Origin of the sequence: Cedecea neteri (genome assembly GCF_000758325.1) — a bacterium.
Lineage (GTDB): Bacteria > Pseudomonadota > Gammaproteobacteria > Enterobacterales > Enterobacteriaceae > Cedecea > Cedecea neteri_B.
Window position 1 is genome coordinate 3,660,613 of sequence record NZ_CP009459.1, and the last position, 14,969, is coordinate 3,675,581.

Here is a 14,969-nt window from a genome sequence, read left to right on the forward strand (position 1 = left end):
GCTTTAGCGTGAGGATTTCCGGCCATAAACGGCCCAGGTAATAACCACGCACACAATATAAAAGACGAGGAACAGCTTCATCGCCCCAGCAGGCGAACCAGTCAACGCCAGAGAGGTGCCGAAGGCCTTAGGGATAAAGAACCCCCCGATAGCCCCAATGGCCGAAATAAACCCCAGCGCTGCGGCGGTATCCGTGGCGGCCTCTCGCAGGGCGACTTCATCGCTGCCACCGGCGGCTTTAACTCTGTCCATTGTCAGCTTGCGGAAAATCACGGAAATCATCTGGAAAGTCGAGCCACTGCCCAGCCCGGCCGTGAGGAACAGCATCAGGAACACGCCGAAGAAGGCGATAAAGTTCCCGCCCTGACCATTAGATGGCAGCGTGGTGAACAGCAGCGCGCTGAATATTGCCATCAGGATAAAGTTATACAGCGAAACCCGGGTGCCGCCCCAGCGGTCGGAAATCGCCCCACCGGCAGAACGAGCCAGGGCGCCAAACAGCGGCCCAAAGAAGGCGAAATGCAGAATATTGACGTCCGGGAACTGTGTTTTAGACAGCATCGCAAACCCGGCGGAAAAACCGATAAACGAGCCAAATGTCGCCAGGTAGAGCAGCCCCAGAATCCAGAGATGGCCACGCTTAAGCACCGGCAGCTGTTCACGCAGGGAGGCTTTGGACGCCGAAAGATCGTTCATCCCGAACCAGGCCGCTAAAGTGAATACCGCCAGAAACGGTACCCAAATCCACGCGGCATTTTCCAGGAACAGCATCGTGCCGTCGCCCTGTGCCACGCCTTTGCCGCCAAAAACGGCAAACATCGACAGGGAGATCGCCAGCGGGGCCACCAGCTGCATCACGCTCACGCCCATATTCCCCAGCCCGCCGTTAATCCCCAGCGCACCGCCCTGCTTTGCCTTCGGGAAGAAGAAGCTGATGTTTGCCATGCTGGAGGCAAAGTTCGCCCCGGCAAAGCCGCACAGCAGCGAGATACAGATGAAGGTGTTAAACGAGGTGCTGGTGTCCTGTACGGCAAAGCCCAGCCAGACGCACGGAATAATCAAAATCCCCGTGCTGAACGCCGTCCAGCGACGGCCGCCAAAGACCGGCACCATGAACGAATACGGCACGCGCAGCAGCGCGCCGGAAACGGAAGGTAACGCCGTGAGCATAAACAGCTGATCGGTGGTGAACGTGAAGCCGACCTTATTCAAATTTACCGCTACCGCGCTGAACAGCATCCAGACGCAGAAGGCCAGCAGCAGGCTTGGAACGGAAATCCACAGGTTGCGGCTGGCGATCCGGTGGCCCTTCTGCTGCCAGAACTGCGGGTCTTCCGGCCGCCAGTCGGTAATCAGTGCGCCCGACGACTTCTCAGGAACGGGAGACTGTGACATAAACACCTCATTTCGTGTGAGTAAATGCCGCAACCTTAGGGTTCCTGCGTCGAGATTAGTTGATGTAAATCAAGGGATAATCTATCTCTCCGGCGGGCAAAAAAAACCCCTCATTCTTTGTGAGTAATCTTCTGGCAAAAAAATAACGTGATTTATCACACCCCTGCGAAGCTTGCTGTCGGCCGCTCCCAACGCCCTGCCACCTTTGGCAATTAGGGGGTAATCCTTTGGGGGTATGGGTATACTCCAGCTGTTGACTGAAAATAGCGCCACTCTTCACCTTTCCCGCTCAGGAGCCCGTTTGCCAATGCTAAAACGCCTGTTTTCTCCCCTTTCGCTGGTCAATCAGCTCGCGCTGGTTGTCATGCTGCTGGCGATGTTAAGCGTGGCGGGAATGGCGATGGCCGGCTGGCTGGCCCAGGGGATCTCGGGCAATGCCCACGCAATCAATAAAACGGGCTCGATGCGCATGCAGAGCTACCGCCTGCTGGCGGCCATTCCATTGAAGGAACAGGACAAAATGCTGCTGCGAGAAATGGAGCAAACCACGTGGAGCGACGATCTGCACCTTGCCGCCGAACGCGACGGGCAGCAGGCCAAACTCCGCGAGCTACAAGATTACTGGCGCAGCACGCTCGAACCGGCGCTGATTGCTGCCCAAACGCCGCAGCAGGTAAAACCCGCCGTCGTCCATTTCGTTGCCAGCATCGATGAACTGGTCAGCTCCTTTGATCGCACCACGGAGATGCGCCTGCATCACGTGATTTTGCTGCAGCAGGGTATGGCGGTGCTACTCGGGATATTGATTGTCTTTACCCTGATTTGGTTACGCAAAAGATTACTCCGCCCGTGGCGCCAGTTGCTGGCGATGGCCACCGCCATTGGTCAGAGGGACTTCACCCAGCGGGTGACTGTTCGCGGGCGCGACGAAATGGCCACGCTCGGGAGCGCGCTTAACAGCATGTCCAGCGAGCTGGCGCAAAGCTACGCGGTGCTTGAGCGGCGAGTCAGGGAGAAAACCGCCGGGCTTGAGCAAAAAAACCAGATGCTCACCTTCCTCTACGAGGCAAACCGCCGCCTGCACGCGCAGGCCCCGCTGTGCCAGCGTATTTCCCCCGTACTGAGCGAACTCCAGGTTTTAACCCCGCTGCTGGGCATCGTGCTGCGGGTGTACGAGTACGAAGATGAAGAGAATTATCAGGAGTACACTTTCCAGCCGGACTCGCACTGCGATGCCCAGGGCTGCCAGCTGTGCCCGGATGCCGGGGCCGCGCTGCCGCAGGACACCACTACGCTGAAATGGCGCCTTACCGATAATCATATCCACTACGGTCTGGTGCTGGCCCAGTTGCCTTCGGGCAAAACGCTGACCGAAGATCAGCAGCAACTTATCGCCACGCTGATGGAACAGCTCACCGCCACGCTCGCTATGGAGCGCCAGTATGAGCACCAGCAGCAGTTAGTGGTGATGGAGGAGCGCTCCGCCATCGCCAGGGAACTGCATGACTCCATCGCCCAGTCGCTTTCCTGTATGAAGATGCAGGTCAGCTGCCTGCAAATGCAGGGCAAAGCGCTGCCGGAAGAGAGCCGGACGCTGCTGGAGCAAATACGCGGTGAGTTGAATACTTCCTGGCGGCAGCTGAGAGAATTACTGACCACCTTCCGCCTGAAGCTCACAGAGCCTGGCCTCCGCCCGGCGCTTGAGGCCAGTTGCCAGGAGTTCAGCGACAAACTGGGCTTCCCGGTGACGCTGGACTACCAGCTCCCGCCGCGCTTAGTCCCTTCTCACCAGGCTATCCATTTGGTGCAGATCGCGCGCGAGGCGCTGAACAACAGCCTGAAACACGCGGCAGCCAGCGCCTGCGGCATTAGCGTCACCCTTCACGGAAATCAGGTACGCCTGGCGGTGTGGGACAACGGGCGCGGTATTTCCGGCAGCGGCGAGCGCAGCAATCATTACGGCCTTATTATCATGCGCGACCGCGCTCAAACCTTGCAGGGTGACTGCCAGGTACGCCCCCGCCCCTGCGGCGGCACCGAAGTGGTCGTCAATTTTATCCCCGAAGCACCGCTTTCTTCCGTAACAAGGAGCGAAGAATGAGTAATCAGGAAGCAGCAACCATTTTGCTGATAGACGATCATCCCATGATGCGTACCGGCGTTAAGCAGCTCATTAGCATGGCGCCAGAGCTGGCCGTCATCGGTGAAGCCGGCAGCGGCGAACAGGGCGTGCAGCTTGCCGAAGCGCTCGATCCAGACCTGATCCTGCTCGACCTGAACATGCCGGGCATGAACGGGCTGGAAACGCTCGACTGCCTGCGCGAAAAAGCGCTGTCAGGGCGCATTGTGGTGTTTACCGTTTCGAATCATGAAGAAGATGTGGTCACCGCCCTTAAGCGCGGTGCGGATGGCTATTTGCTGAAAGACATGGAGCCGGAGGACTTGCTTAAAGCCCTGCAGCAGGCCGCGGCGGGAGAAATGGTACTTAGCGAAGCGCTGACGCCTGTGCTGGCGGCCAGCCTGCGGGCTAACCGCGCCACCTCAGACCGTGACGTCAATCAGCTTACGCCGCGGGAACGCGATATCCTGAAGCTGATAGCCCAGGGCCTGCCTAACAAGATGATCGCCCGTCGCCTGGACATCACCGAAAGCACGGTGAAGGTGCACGTCAAACACCTGCTGAAAAAAATGAAGCTTAAATCCCGGGTGGAAGCCGCCGTTTGGGTTCATCAGGATCGCATTTTCTAACGCCGGTTACTCCCCGGGTAGCAAGGAGTAACGTGGGTCACTTTCGGGAGCAATCAGCAGCGGAGCCGCGGGCTTGAGCACAATCTCATTCGACGCGACTCGCTGCCCCTTTTCATCTTCCACGGTGACCGACAGATGATATTCATTGTCGGCACCTGCCTGCCACGCAGGCAAAATAATGCTCCAGCCGTCGGCGCTGCGCGGCTGGGCCGGTGGCGTCAGGCTGAGTGCCTGGGTATCCCCCTGCCATGCCAGCTGCCGGATGCCGTGAGTCGCTTTCACCTGCAGCTTAAGCAACACTGTTTCTCCCGACTGCAGCTGCCACGGCGGTGTGGCCAGGAATACCGACAGCGTTTTACGCTGGCGAAACTGCATCACCGGGACGGATTCCCGTTCAACGCTATCGTAGCGGCTGCCGCGTAGCGAGCTCGCCGCTGCCACTTCGTCCGCCGAGAGCTGCTTTTGCAGCGGCACGCCGAAACGATAATTCAGCTTAAGCCCCAGGTTTTCCTGTGCGATCCCGCTTTCCCCCTGCTTATGCTGGGCCGTCAACGTAATCAGCGGCACGGGCGTGTAGTTGATCCCCATAGTCACCGCGACAGGATTTCGGTATCCGCTATCGTTGTCGAAGAGCGTGACGTTGTCACCAAAATATTGTTCGAAGCTGAGGCTGGTAAAAATATGTCGATAAAACGGCAGCCAGGCCTGCGCGGTGACGTCATAGCCTCGGGCCAGGCGTTGCTCAAGCGTGTCGGTTTGCCCACGCCAACTGTTTAGCGGTTGGTAATAGTTGGCCGAAAGCCGCAGGTATTCCCCCCAGGCTTCGGCGCCAAATCCCGCGCGCTGGAGCTGCGTTGTCAGTTGGTTATCGTAGAACGAGTTGTAGCCCAGCAGCCAGTTGCCGGCGACCCAGCGCTGCCCCAGCCCAAGGTTGCCAGTGGTGCCGTCTTTTTGCTGACTAAGGCCAAGCTGACTCCAGGTCAGATAGCGGCTGTTGTCCTGCCAGGGCGTGAACAGTGAGCCATTGCTGCCCTTCCAGCTGCCGTGTTCATCCACCTGCAAATTAACGCTGGCTTTACCCCACGGCGAAAGCAATGTCTGGGTTTCATCAGTCACTTTGTCGGCCAGTAAATCTCTCAGGCTGGTAAAGGCGAACAATCGGGCCTGCTCGCCGGTATCCAGCCCGTTATCCACCATGCTGTCTTCGCCAAACTTCTTCGCCATCGCGGCAATCCTGCGCGCGGCAGCATCGGTCTCAGGCGCAAGCCCCATGTTGGGCAGGTCATCAGCGGGAGAAGAGAAAGGGTTTCGGACGGTGGGAACAACGTTGTTTGAGGTGCTCATTGCCCCTCCCGGGCGAGGGAGCAAACAACACAAAGTCAAAAGCGGAACGGCAAATCTACGCATTGCTTAATGATAACACACTGGTTTTGCTCTTAACGGCCAGAACCACACGCATGTATGACTCCAGGATTAATCCTGCTTTCCCGGGCACAAATCATACCCAGAGATAACTCAGGGCGATACACTGCTTCTTACGCTCAGCGTTACCATCAAGGAGAAACCCATGCAGAAGATAGTCATTATTGCCAACGGGGCAGCGTACGGCAGCGAGTCGCTTTTTAACAGTTTGCGGCTGGCCAGCGCCCTGCGAGACCAGGAGCCGCAGCCAGAAGTAAAACTGTTCCTGATGTCCGATGCGGTTACCGCTGGCCTGCGCGGTCAGAAGCCCGCCGAGGGATACAACATTCAGCAGATGCTCGAGATCCTCACCGCGCAAGGTGTGCCAGTGAAGCTCTGTAAAACCTGTACCGACGGGCGCGGGATCACCAGCCTGCCGCTCATTGAAGGCGTTGCCATCGGCACGCTCGTTGAACTGGCCGAATGGACGCTAGCGTCGGACAAAACCCTAACCTTCTAATTATTTCAGCGCGGGAATATTATTTGCTTATACCCTCTCCCGCGCCATCAAGTTACCTGCAATTGTTGCCGATATTTTGCTTAGGACAACACAGCAGCAGGATAATAATTATGGTTAGATCTCTTCGTACACGTCTTCTTTTAGTCACGGCAATTTGCCTGGTCTCAGCTTTATGTCTTAACACCTTTATCAATTACACCGTCACCAGCCGCGATAACCAGCGCGCCATCACCGACACACTAACCAGCACCAGCCTGAGCCATTCCGTCGCTATCGGCGACTGGGTCAGCGGAAAAATGGCGATCGTTAGCTCGCTGGAAAACGCCGCGCTGAGTGAAGATCCCATCCCGGTCTTCACTCAACTGGCCAAAGCCGGCGGCTTCACCAATATCTACGTGGGCTATGCGAATAAAACTGCAAAATTTTCTGACCCGACGGGGGTACCGGCCGACTTCGACCCCACCGGGCGCCCGTGGTATCAGCAGGTGGTGAAGGACGATGGCCCTGTCGTCACCGCCCCTTACGTGGACGCCGGTACCGGTAAGCTGGTCGTGACTTTTGCCGTGCCCATTAAGCAAAATGGCAGCCTTAAAGCCGTTGTCGCGGGGGATGTGGCGATGGACAGCGTGGTGGCTAACGTGCGCAGCATTCACCCTACGCCCGCCAGCAGCGGGCTGCTGATCAATAGCGATGGAACGTTGATTGCCGCTCAGGATCCGACCCTGACGCTGAAAGCCTTTTCTGATGCCGTTCAACAGGCTGATTTACCTCAGTTGCTCGGCGATACTCACCGTTCTACCGGTATCATCAGCGGAGCAAATAAGCAGCTGATGGCCACGCCGATCGCCGGTACGCATTGGTATCTGGTCGTGGCCCTCGACGAACATGATGCCACTTCGGGGATGCGCGCTTTACTGAAGGCTTCCGCCATTGCCCTACTGGTGCTGGTGCTGATTTCCGGTGCGATTGTGCATCTGTTGATTAGCAAGGTGATGAGCCGCCTCGGGACGATCCGCGACGGGATGCGTGCCATCAGCAACGGCACAAACGACCTGTCGCAGCGCTTACCCGAAACCGGTCACGATGAAGTGACGGAAATCGCCCATGCCTTTAACGCCTTCAGCGACAAGCTGGGCCTGGTGATGACCCAGCTCAGGGATTCCAGCGCCTCAGTAAAAGTCGCCGCCAACGAAATTGCCGCAGGCAATCAGGAGCTTTCTGCCCGCACCGAGCAGGCCGCCTCCAGCCTGAGAGAAACAGCCAGCGCCGTAGAGCAGATCACCGCCTCCGTCGCAAACTCTACAGCTTCTGCCGCTCAGGCCAACACTCAGGCCCACAGCGCCGGTGAAGCCGCCGAACGCGGGGGAGAAGTCGTGTCGAAGGTGATAGTCACCATGCAGGCCATTGAGCAAGCCTCCGGCAAGATTGGCGACATCACCGGCGTCATTGACAGCATCGCTTTCCAGACCAATATCCTGGCATTAAACGCTGCCGTTGAGGCTGCTCGCGCCGGAGAACAAGGCCGGGGATTTGCCGTAGTGGCAGGTGAAGTGCGTAACCTCGCCAGTCGCAGCGCGCAGGCGGCGAAGGAGATCAAAAGCCTGATCGACTCCACCACCGCAAGCGTTGCCGATGGATCGCTTTACGTACGCCAGGCCGGTGAAGCGATGGACAAAATAGAACAAAGCGTCGGCAGCGTTTTGGTCATCATGCGCGAGATAACCCTCTCCGCTGACGAACAGATGAAAGGGATTCAGGAAATTAATCACGCGGTGACCCATCTGGACAATATGGTGCAGCAGAATGCTGAGCTGGTAGTGGAATCTGCGGCGGCGGCGGGTGCATTGCAAAGTCAGGCTGGAGAGTTAGCGGAAACCGCGGGGCATTTCCGTATTTAATGATGCGCTGGCGGACGTTTGCCAACGAAACACCCGCCAGCTGAAAGGTTTCAGGCACAATATAATTATTGTTTAATCGTTGCGGCATTTTTTGATCAGCATCAGCATTTACCCCTCTCGGCTCTGGTGTGATGCCACGAGTGATTTGTGAACAACATCACGAACCAGGACATCACCTTTGGGGGCCAGCAGGCCATGTTTGATGCGGAAGTGGAGTGAAAAATGCCAGTAGTAAAAGCCAGTTTAAAACTTTTTGGTGGCGATACCGTGGTGGTTCGCTGTTCGAATAACTGTCATATCCATTTGATGTGCGACTCAGACAAGCACGGTAGCCCGGAGGCCGACGTGTTAAGCGTGCAAAATCGCCAGTCGGCCTATATTGCCGTGCCCTATAGCGGGACCTGGAAGGTGCTGATCGACAGCCACACGCAATCGCTGGAGCACTCCATCAGTTATGTTCCGGCATAAAAACTAAGGCCACCTTTCGGTGGCCTTCTTCTTTCTATGCGAAGCCGGGCTGCAGCCCGCTGTCATCCTCATGTCCGCTCAGCCAGGCTCGCACCTGATTTGCCAGTTCGGACATACGATCGTCCTGCATACCGTGCTTTTTCATCTCCTGCTCGAGAGAGAAAAGGTACTGCGCATTGGTGCCCAGCGGCCCGCTGGCAGAAGCGATCAGCGGCGCGATGGTTTCTGCCCGGGTATCCGCCTCATACAGCGGGTGACGCGGGTCCATAATGAACACCAGCGCGTTGACCGTCCGCCCATCATCCAACTCGAGTTTACACCAGGTGGGCAAATAGCAGCCGGTGATCATCTCCCGCTTCCAGACCAGCGTCAGCTCGTCTTCCAGGCCTGCCTCCGGCAGCCGATAAGCCAGCCCGGTCGTTCTGCCGCCCTCTTTAAGCGCGAGCATACGTCCGGGACGGCAGGCGGTTCCACGCCCCGCCGTCAACCGCAGGCAAAATGCACGATGCCAGCCCACCAGCATGCCGGGGGCTGACTCTTCAAATTCAAAAGCCGGGTTCCACATCAATGAACCGTAACCAAAGAGCCATACCGGACTTTGGTCTGGGCGACAAGCGAGCGTGGCGGCAAGTGACGCCGAGCGCTGCTCAGGGGACCACAGTAACGATTCCTCAATGGCACCAAAAGCCGTCTTACAATCCGCTTTCATTAAGAAATCACGCGTTAACACGATATACCTCCGCCACTGCTTGCTTCCGTGCGACTGCACACGCTGCGCCTTCCCGGCATTTATTGACAACTTTTGCCTACTAATAGAGCAATATATCAAGACCATAAGCAATTCACCGCGCGCTGGCAAGCATGATGACGATCACAAAACAGATAAATTGTCATTTTTTCTTGCCAGACTGACGTGTGCTACTCTGTCACCAAATAATTAACCACACACAATAGAAGGTTAATTTTCATGACATCTCTGTTGGTAAACAATGCACTCGCCCGTTACTGTATCTCTAACATACTGATTTCACACTCAGGTTGTGATTTTCATGCCAATACCCCGGACAAACGCCATCAAAAATAGTGGTTGTTTGATTGAATTAAATTCATATCAATATGTTTTATTTAAATTAAATAAAGAACACACGGTATTTTGATGAGCTTGACTTAAATTCAAATAAATGCCGTAAAAATAAGTAAATGTTTAACTAAAAGTGACGGTTTTTTGTTAGTTTATATGACTTCAAAAACCTGACTATAATGATCAAAACAGGTTATCGCCTGCAGAGATGGAGAAGTTGAATGACAAAAACACAACATGAGGCGGTAAAAACCCGCCACAAGGAGAGTTCTCTCATTTTCCCGGTACTGGCACTGGCGGTACTGGCAATGTGGGGGTCAAGCCAGTCCCTGCCGGTGGTTGTCGGCATCAATATTTTGGCGCTGGTCGCCATCCTGAGCAGTGCCTTTAGCGTTGTTCGTCACGCGGACGTGCTGGCGCACCGTCTGGGTGAACCCTACGGCTCACTGATTCTGAGCCTGTCGGTCGTTATTCTTGAAGTTAGCCTGATTTCCGCGCTGATGGCCACCGGCGATGCCGCCCCAACGCTGATGCGCGACACGCTCTATTCCATCATCATGATTGTGACCGGCGGCCTTGTGGGCTTCTCCCTGCTGATGGGCGGCCGCAAATTTGCCACGCAGTACATGAACCTGTTTGGTATCAAACAGTACCTGATCGCCCTCTTCCCGCTGGCGGTGATCGTGCTGGTGTTCCCGATGGCGCTGCCGGGCGGCAACTTCTCGCTGGGCCAGTCCCTGCTTGTGGCGCTGATTTCTGCCGCGATGTACGGTGTGTTCCTGCTGATTCAGACGAAAACGCACCAGAGCCTGTTTGTTTACGAGCACGAAGATGAAGGCGACAGCGATGACCCGCACCACGGCAAGCCGTCCGCGCACAGCTCCGCATGGCATACGGCCTGGCTTATCGTCCACCTGATTGCGGTGATCGCCGTCACCAAGATGAACGCCAACCCGCTGGAGCATCTTCTGGATGCGATGGATGCCCCGGCCCAGTTCACCGGCTTCCTGGTCGCCTTGCTGATTCTGTCTCCGGAAGGGTTGGGCGCGTTAAAAGCGGTGCTGAGCAACCAGGTACAGCGCGCCATGAACCTGTTCTTCGGTTCCGTGCTCGCCACCATTTCCCTGACCGTACCGGCGGTGACGCTGATTGCCTGGCTCACCGGCAACGACCTTATTTTCGCCCTCGGCATGCCGCAGATGGTGGTTATGATGGCGGCGCTGGTCCTGTGTCAGATTTCGTTCTCCACCGGCCGCACCAACGTGCTTAACGGTACCGCGCACCTGGCGCTGTTTGCCGCCTACCTGATGACCATCTTTGCCTAAACAGCAGACTGCCCGTAAGGGCAGTCTCTAGTGTTTACTCCCTCTCCCCGTGAGAGAGAGTTCCAAATATAAAAAAACCCGCCGAAGCGGGTTTTCTTTTTTGCAGCAATTACTTGCTGGTGTCCAGCGGCTCGAAGTTCTTCACCAGATCGTCAATCGCTTTAATCTGGGTCAGGAAAGCTTCCAGCTTCGCCAGCGGCAGCGCAGATGGGCCGTCGCAGCGGGCATTATCCGGGTCCGGGTGCGCTTCAATAAACAGACCAGCCAGGCCAGTCGCCATCCCGGCGCGAGCCAGTTCAGTCACCTGCGCACGACGGCCGCTTGACGCTGCACCAAACGGGTCACGGCATTGCAGTGCGTGGGTGACATCGAAAATCACCGGCGCGCCGTTAGAGACCTGCTTCATCACGCTGAAGCCCAGCATGTCGACAACCAGGTTGTCGTAGCCGAACTGCGTGCCGCGATCGCACAGGATGATTTTGTCGTTGCCGCCTTCGGCGAATTTATCCACGATGTTGCCCATCTGACCAGGGCTGACGAACTGTGGCTTCTTCACGTTAATCACGGCGCCGGTTTTGGCCATTGCTTCAACCAGGTCGGTCTGGCGAGCCAGGAAAGCTGGCAGCTGAATCACATCAACCACGTCAGCCACAGGCTGTGCCTGGTGAGATTCATGCACGTCGGTGATGATTTTCACGCCGAAGGTTTGCTTCAGCTCCTGGAAAATCTTCATGCCCTCTTCCAGGCCCGGGCCACGGTAAGAGTGAATGGATGAACGGTTAGCTTTATCAAAAGAGGCCTTGAACACGTACGGAATACCCAGTTTTTGGGTCACGGTCACGTAGTGTTCGCAGATGCGCATCGCCAGGTCGCGGGACTCCAGCACGTTCATGCCGCCAAACAGCACAAACGGCAGGTCGTTTGCGACATTGATATCGCCAATGTTAACCACTTTTTGTTTCATATGTTCGCCTTATCAGGTGTGAACTTAATGCAGGGTAATCTGCTTGTGCGCAATCGAATTGATTTGCGCCTTAATCATTTCGCTAATCGGATCTTCCGGGCACTGCTCAACAAAATAGCTCAAGTCGTTGAGCGCCACGTGTTCGCAGTCCAGCTGCGCATAAATCAGGCCGCGGTCGCGAATTTCGTACGGGTCTTCAGGATTAAACTGCAGCAGCACTTCGCTGGCGCGCAGCGCCATCTCCATCTGCCGCTCCTCCATCAGTGCGGACTTGAGCGTATCCAGCAGCTTGCGGATCACCTCCGCGTTGTCGGACTCGTCCAGATCTTCGTCGAACAGCTCCGCCGTCGGGTTAATATTGCCCTTGAGCCAGACTTCCAGCGTGTGCTCATCCAGCGTATCGCCGTTAAACGGATTGATAAGCCACATTTCGCCGTCCATCCAGTCGGCTCGCAGAATAAGCTGCGTTGGGAAAATCACCGGCATCAGCGGAATATCTAGCTGCTCGGCAAGCCACAGCAGAATTGCCCCAAGGGAAACAGCGCTCCCCTGACGACTTTTTAAAACGTTGTCCAGCCACAGGGCGTCAGACAGGCGATACACGCCGCCTGAGTCCTTAAAGCCCCATTCACCGTAAAAGAGTTCCAACAGTTTTTCCAGCTGCAGGTCGGGATGAGCCCCCAGGCAAATCTCTTCTTTTGCCAGCTTCAGCAGCTCCCCGAGCTGCACTTTAACTTCTGCGGTCGGGAAATCATCCCGAATCAGCTGCGAGACCAGAATCATGCCCTCGCAGAGCGGTGCCTGATTAAATTCGAAATCGGCTAACGACTTCATACTTACCCCAATATCGGTATTTTAGTGGTGGCGAGTTTTATGATGATGTAAAGCACCACCAGCCCCAGCAGAAAAGCAAACCAACGAACCTGCTGGCTGCGCGGGCGTTTCCCCAGCGCGATAAAACCTAAAGCGATATAGATGATAACGCCAAACAGCTTTTCAGTCAGCCACGTTCCCTGCGGCGTAAAAGGATAGAAATGCGTAACCATAACCAGCGCAAAACCACTGATCAATAACAACGTATCATTAACGTGCGGTACGATGCGCACCCAGCGTTTGCCGGACATCACAGACCCGCGATATTGCCACCAGTAGCGTAAAACAAACAGGCTGATCGAAATAACGACGGTGAAAATATGCAGATATTTAAGTGAAAAATAAGTCGCCAAAATGTCTGTTCCTTAATAAGTCAAAGATAGCGTCCTGACGTCAGGCGATCGTTATCGCCATAATCTTTGTAGGTTGCAACCTCGGTAAAACCAGCGTCCCGCAGCAAACGCTGCACGCTTTCGCCCTGCGTCCAGCCGTGCTCCAGCACCAGCCAGCCACCGGGTTCAAGAAAACGGCGTGAATCGTTAACCAGAGTTTCTAAATCGGCCAGGCCATGATTCTCCGCCACCAGCGCGCTTTTCGGCTCAAAGCGAACGTCACCTTCACTGAGGTGCGGATCGGCTTCGTCGATATACGGTGGATTACTGACGATCAGCGCAAAACGCTGGGCATCAAGGGCGCTAAACCAGTGACTTTGCAGCACTCTGACGTTGGTTATACCCAGGTTTTCTGCGTTCATTTTTGCCAGCACCACTGCTTCCGGCACCACGTCCAGCGCGGTAACATCGCAGTCAGGGCGTTCGCTGGCCAGCGCCAGAGCAATAGCTCCCGTTCCGGTGCCAAGATCTAAAATTGCGCACGGGGCATTCGGCAGCTTAGTTAACGCATGTTCGACGAGGCATTCGGTATCAGGCCGAGGAATCAGCGTCACCGGAGAAACGCGCAGCGGCAGCGACCAGAACTCACGTTCGCCCACGAGGTGCGCAACCGGCTCCCCGCGTTCCCGACGAACCAGCAGCCCATCAAGCTCGGCTTGCTGGGCTTCCGTCAGCGTGGTTTCACCAAAAGCGAGGATAAACGTGCGGGATTTGCCGGTGACAAACCCCAATAAAATCTCCGCATCTCGCTTTGGGCTTTCGCTTTGCGCCAGGCGCTGAACGGCCTGGCGAAGCCATGACTGAAACTCCATTAATCCTGCTCGGACAGCGCCGCGAGCTGATCGGCCTGGAACTCCTGCACAATAGGCTCGATCAGGGCGTCGATTTTCCCTTCCATCACTTCATCCAGACGGTAAAGCGTCAGGTTAATGCGGTGATCGGTCACGCGCCCCTGCGGGAAGTTGTAGGTACGGTTGCGGTCAGAGCGATCGCCGGAGCCCAGCAGGTTACGGCGAGTAGAAGCCTCTTCCTGCTGACGTTTGGCGACTTCGGCAGCGCGAATTCGCGCGCCAAGCACGGAAAGCGCCTTGGCTTTGTTTTTATGCTGGGAACGTTCGTCCTGGCACTCCACCACAATGCCGGTCGGCAAGTGGGTAATACGGATTGCGGAGTCGGTGGTGTTAACGTGCTGCCCGCCCGCACCTGAGGAACGGAAGGTATCGATGCGCAGATCCGCTGGGTTAATGTCCGGCAGTTCCGCCTCTGGAATTTCCGGCATCACCGCCACGGTACACGCAGAAGTATGAATACGCCCCTGAGATTCAGTGGCCGGGACGCGCTGAACGCGGTGGCCGCCGGACTCAAATTTCAGGCGACCATAGACGCCCTCGCCGCTGATTTTAGCGATCACTTCTTTGAAACCACCGTGCTCGCCTTCGTTGGCGCTGATGATTTCAATGCGCCAGCGGCGGGATTCGGCATAGCGGCTGTACATGCGGAACAGATCGCCGGCAAACAGCGCGGCTTCGTCCCCGCCGGTGCCGGCACGAACTTCGACAAACGCATTGCGCTCATCGTCGGGATCTTTTGGCAGCAGCAGAACCTGAAGCTGCTGCTCCAGCTCTTCGCTGCTGGCTTTGGCTTCAGCCAGCTCTTCCTGCGCCATCTCGCGCATTTCCGGGTCGCCGAGCATACTTTCTGCGGTTTCAATGTCTTCCTGTACCTGACGCCATTGCAGGAAACAGCGCGATACATCGCTTAACTGGGCATATTCACGAGACAGGGCGCGGAAACGGTCCTGATCGGCAATGGTCGAGGCATCGCCTAGCAGGGCCTGAACTTCTTCATGGCGCTCCTGCAAGGCTTCCAGTTTGGCAACAATAGAAGGCTTCATGGGCGGTGGT

General features: G+C 56.3%; 14 protein-coding genes. 6 read left to right on the forward strand and 8 right to left on the reverse strand.

The genetic code is table 11. The features are described from left to right. Nucleotides 1–3 precede the first annotated feature (3 nt). A complete protein-coding gene (locus LH86_RS17065) occupies nucleotides 4–1,395 on the reverse strand; it encodes a NarK family nitrate/nitrite MFS transporter (protein WP_039303786.1) in 1,392 nt (463 codons plus the stop codon). 307 nt (nucleotides 1,396–1,702) lie between these two features. Between LH86_RS17065 and narX the strand changes: the two genes are divergently transcribed. Then, complete coding sequence (narX, locus tag LH86_RS17070) at nucleotides 1,703–3,496, forward strand: nitrate/nitrite two-component system sensor histidine kinase NarX (RefSeq protein WP_039303790.1); 1,794 nt, start codon at nucleotides 1,703–1,705, stop codon at nucleotides 3,494–3,496. Further along, complete coding sequence (gene narL / locus LH86_RS17075) at nucleotides 3,493–4,143, forward strand: two-component system response regulator NarL (RefSeq protein ID WP_039303793.1); 651 nt, start codon at nucleotides 3,493–3,495, stop codon at nucleotides 4,141–4,143. Before narX ends, narL begins: the two co-directional genes overlap by 4 nt. Nucleotides 4,144–4,149: 6 nt before the next feature. Here the strand turns inward: narL and LH86_RS17080 are convergent, their stop codons facing one another. Continuing rightward, nucleotides 4,150–5,550, reverse strand: a complete 1,401-nt coding sequence (locus LH86_RS17080; RefSeq protein WP_039303795.1) for a YchO/YchP family invasin — start codon at nucleotides 5,548–5,550, stop codon at nucleotides 4,150–4,152. 160 nt (nucleotides 5,551–5,710) lie between these two features. On the opposite strand from LH86_RS17080, the gene LH86_RS17085 reads away from it, so the two are divergent. The 3 genes from LH86_RS17085 (at nucleotide 5,711) to LH86_RS17095 (ending at nucleotide 8,430) form a co-directional block, all read left to right on the forward strand. Beyond that, nucleotides 5,711–6,064: a DsrE/DsrF/TusD sulfur relay family protein gene (locus tag LH86_RS17085; protein ID WP_039303797.1), complete on the forward strand. Its 354-nt coding sequence runs from the start codon at nucleotides 5,711–5,713 to the stop codon at nucleotides 6,062–6,064. Nucleotides 6,065–6,174: 110 nt separating this feature from the next. Continuing rightward, the gene (locus tag LH86_RS17090; protein ID WP_039303799.1) at nucleotides 6,175–7,962 is read left to right on the forward strand and encodes a methyl-accepting chemotaxis protein; all 1,788 of its coding nucleotides are present in this window, start codon (nucleotides 6,175–6,177) and stop codon (nucleotides 7,960–7,962) included. 222 nt (nucleotides 7,963–8,184) lie between these two features. Beyond that, a complete protein-coding gene (locus tag LH86_RS17095; protein WP_039303802.1) occupies nucleotides 8,185–8,430 on the forward strand; it encodes a DUF1883 domain-containing protein in 246 nt (81 codons plus the stop codon). Between the two features lie 34 nt (nucleotides 8,431–8,464). Here LH86_RS17095 and LH86_RS17100 read toward each other — a convergent pair whose 3' ends face one another. After that, nucleotides 8,465–9,160, reverse strand: a complete 696-nt coding sequence (locus LH86_RS17100) for a gamma-glutamylcyclotransferase (protein ID WP_039303804.1) — start codon at nucleotides 9,158–9,160, stop codon at nucleotides 8,465–8,467. Between the two features lie 572 nt (nucleotides 9,161–9,732). Between LH86_RS17100 and chaA the strand changes: the two genes are divergently transcribed. Next, complete coding sequence (chaA, locus tag LH86_RS17105) at nucleotides 9,733–10,836, forward strand: sodium-potassium/proton antiporter ChaA (RefSeq protein ID WP_039303806.1); 1,104 nt, start codon at nucleotides 9,733–9,735, stop codon at nucleotides 10,834–10,836. 109 nt (nucleotides 10,837–10,945) lie between these two features. Here the strand turns inward: chaA and kdsA are convergent, their stop codons facing one another. The 5 genes from kdsA to prfA are packed head-to-tail and all read right to left on the reverse strand — an operon-like array spanning nucleotide 10,946 to nucleotide 14,959. Then, nucleotides 10,946–11,800: a 3-deoxy-8-phosphooctulonate synthase gene (gene kdsA, locus LH86_RS17110; protein ID WP_039303808.1), complete on the reverse strand. Its 855-nt coding sequence runs from the start codon at nucleotides 11,798–11,800 to the stop codon at nucleotides 10,946–10,948. A 24-nt stretch (nucleotides 11,801–11,824) separates the two neighbouring features. Next, nucleotides 11,825–12,634, reverse strand: coding sequence for an invasion regulator SirB1 (gene sirB1, locus LH86_RS17115; RefSeq protein ID WP_039303811.1), 810 nt, complete (start codon nucleotides 12,632–12,634; stop codon nucleotides 11,825–11,827). Nucleotides 12,635–12,636: 2 nt separating this feature from the next. Then, nucleotides 12,637–13,026: a SirB2 family protein gene (locus tag LH86_RS17120; protein WP_008454190.1), complete on the reverse strand. Its 390-nt coding sequence runs from the start codon at nucleotides 13,024–13,026 to the stop codon at nucleotides 12,637–12,639. Nucleotides 13,027–13,046: 20 nt separating this feature from the next. After that, entirely contained in the window at nucleotides 13,047–13,877 is an 831-nt protein-coding gene (gene prmC, locus LH86_RS17125) for a peptide chain release factor N(5)-glutamine methyltransferase (RefSeq protein WP_039303813.1), read from the reverse strand. Then, nucleotides 13,877–14,959: a peptide chain release factor 1 gene (gene prfA, locus LH86_RS17130; RefSeq protein WP_039303815.1), complete on the reverse strand. Its 1,083-nt coding sequence runs from the start codon at nucleotides 14,957–14,959 to the stop codon at nucleotides 13,877–13,879. Before prfA ends, prmC begins: the two co-directional genes overlap by 1 nt. Between the last annotated feature and the right edge of the window lie 10 nt (nucleotides 14,960–14,969).

What these genes read in the sequence shown, in the direction of transcription:
- LH86_RS17065 (WP_039303786.1), bottom strand. Translation starts at nt 1,395, where the DNA reads ATGTCACAGTCTCCCGTTCCTGAGAAGTCGTCGGGCGCACTGATTACC.
- narX (WP_039303790.1), top strand. Translation starts at nt 1,703, where the DNA reads ATGCTAAAACGCCTGTTTTCTCCCCTTTCGCTGGTCAATCAGCTCGCG.
- narL (WP_039303793.1), top strand. Translation starts at nt 3,493, where the DNA reads ATGAGTAATCAGGAAGCAGCAACCATTTTGCTGATAGACGATCATCCC.
- LH86_RS17080 (WP_039303795.1), bottom strand. Translation starts at nt 5,550, where the DNA reads ATGCGTAGATTTGCCGTTCCGCTTTTGACTTTGTGTTGTTTGCTCCCT.
- LH86_RS17085 (WP_039303797.1), top strand. Translation starts at nt 5,711, where the DNA reads ATGCAGAAGATAGTCATTATTGCCAACGGGGCAGCGTACGGCAGCGAG.
- LH86_RS17090 (WP_039303799.1), top strand. Translation starts at nt 6,175, where the DNA reads ATGGTTAGATCTCTTCGTACACGTCTTCTTTTAGTCACGGCAATTTGC.
- LH86_RS17095 (WP_039303802.1), top strand. Translation starts at nt 8,185, where the DNA reads ATGCCAGTAGTAAAAGCCAGTTTAAAACTTTTTGGTGGCGATACCGTG.
- chaA (WP_039303806.1), top strand. Translation starts at nt 9,733, where the DNA reads ATGACAAAAACACAACATGAGGCGGTAAAAACCCGCCACAAGGAGAGT.
- kdsA (WP_039303808.1), bottom strand. Translation starts at nt 11,800, where the DNA reads ATGAAACAAAAAGTGGTTAACATTGGCGATATCAATGTCGCAAACGAC.
- sirB1 (WP_039303811.1), bottom strand. Translation starts at nt 12,634, where the DNA reads ATGAAGTCGTTAGCCGATTTCGAATTTAATCAGGCACCGCTCTGCGAG.
- prmC (WP_039303813.1), bottom strand. Translation starts at nt 13,877, where the DNA reads ATGGAGTTTCAGTCATGGCTTCGCCAGGCCGTTCAGCGCCTGGCGCAA.
- prfA (WP_039303815.1), bottom strand. Translation starts at nt 14,959, where the DNA reads ATGAAGCCTTCTATTGTTGCCAAACTGGAAGCCTTGCAGGAGCGCCAT.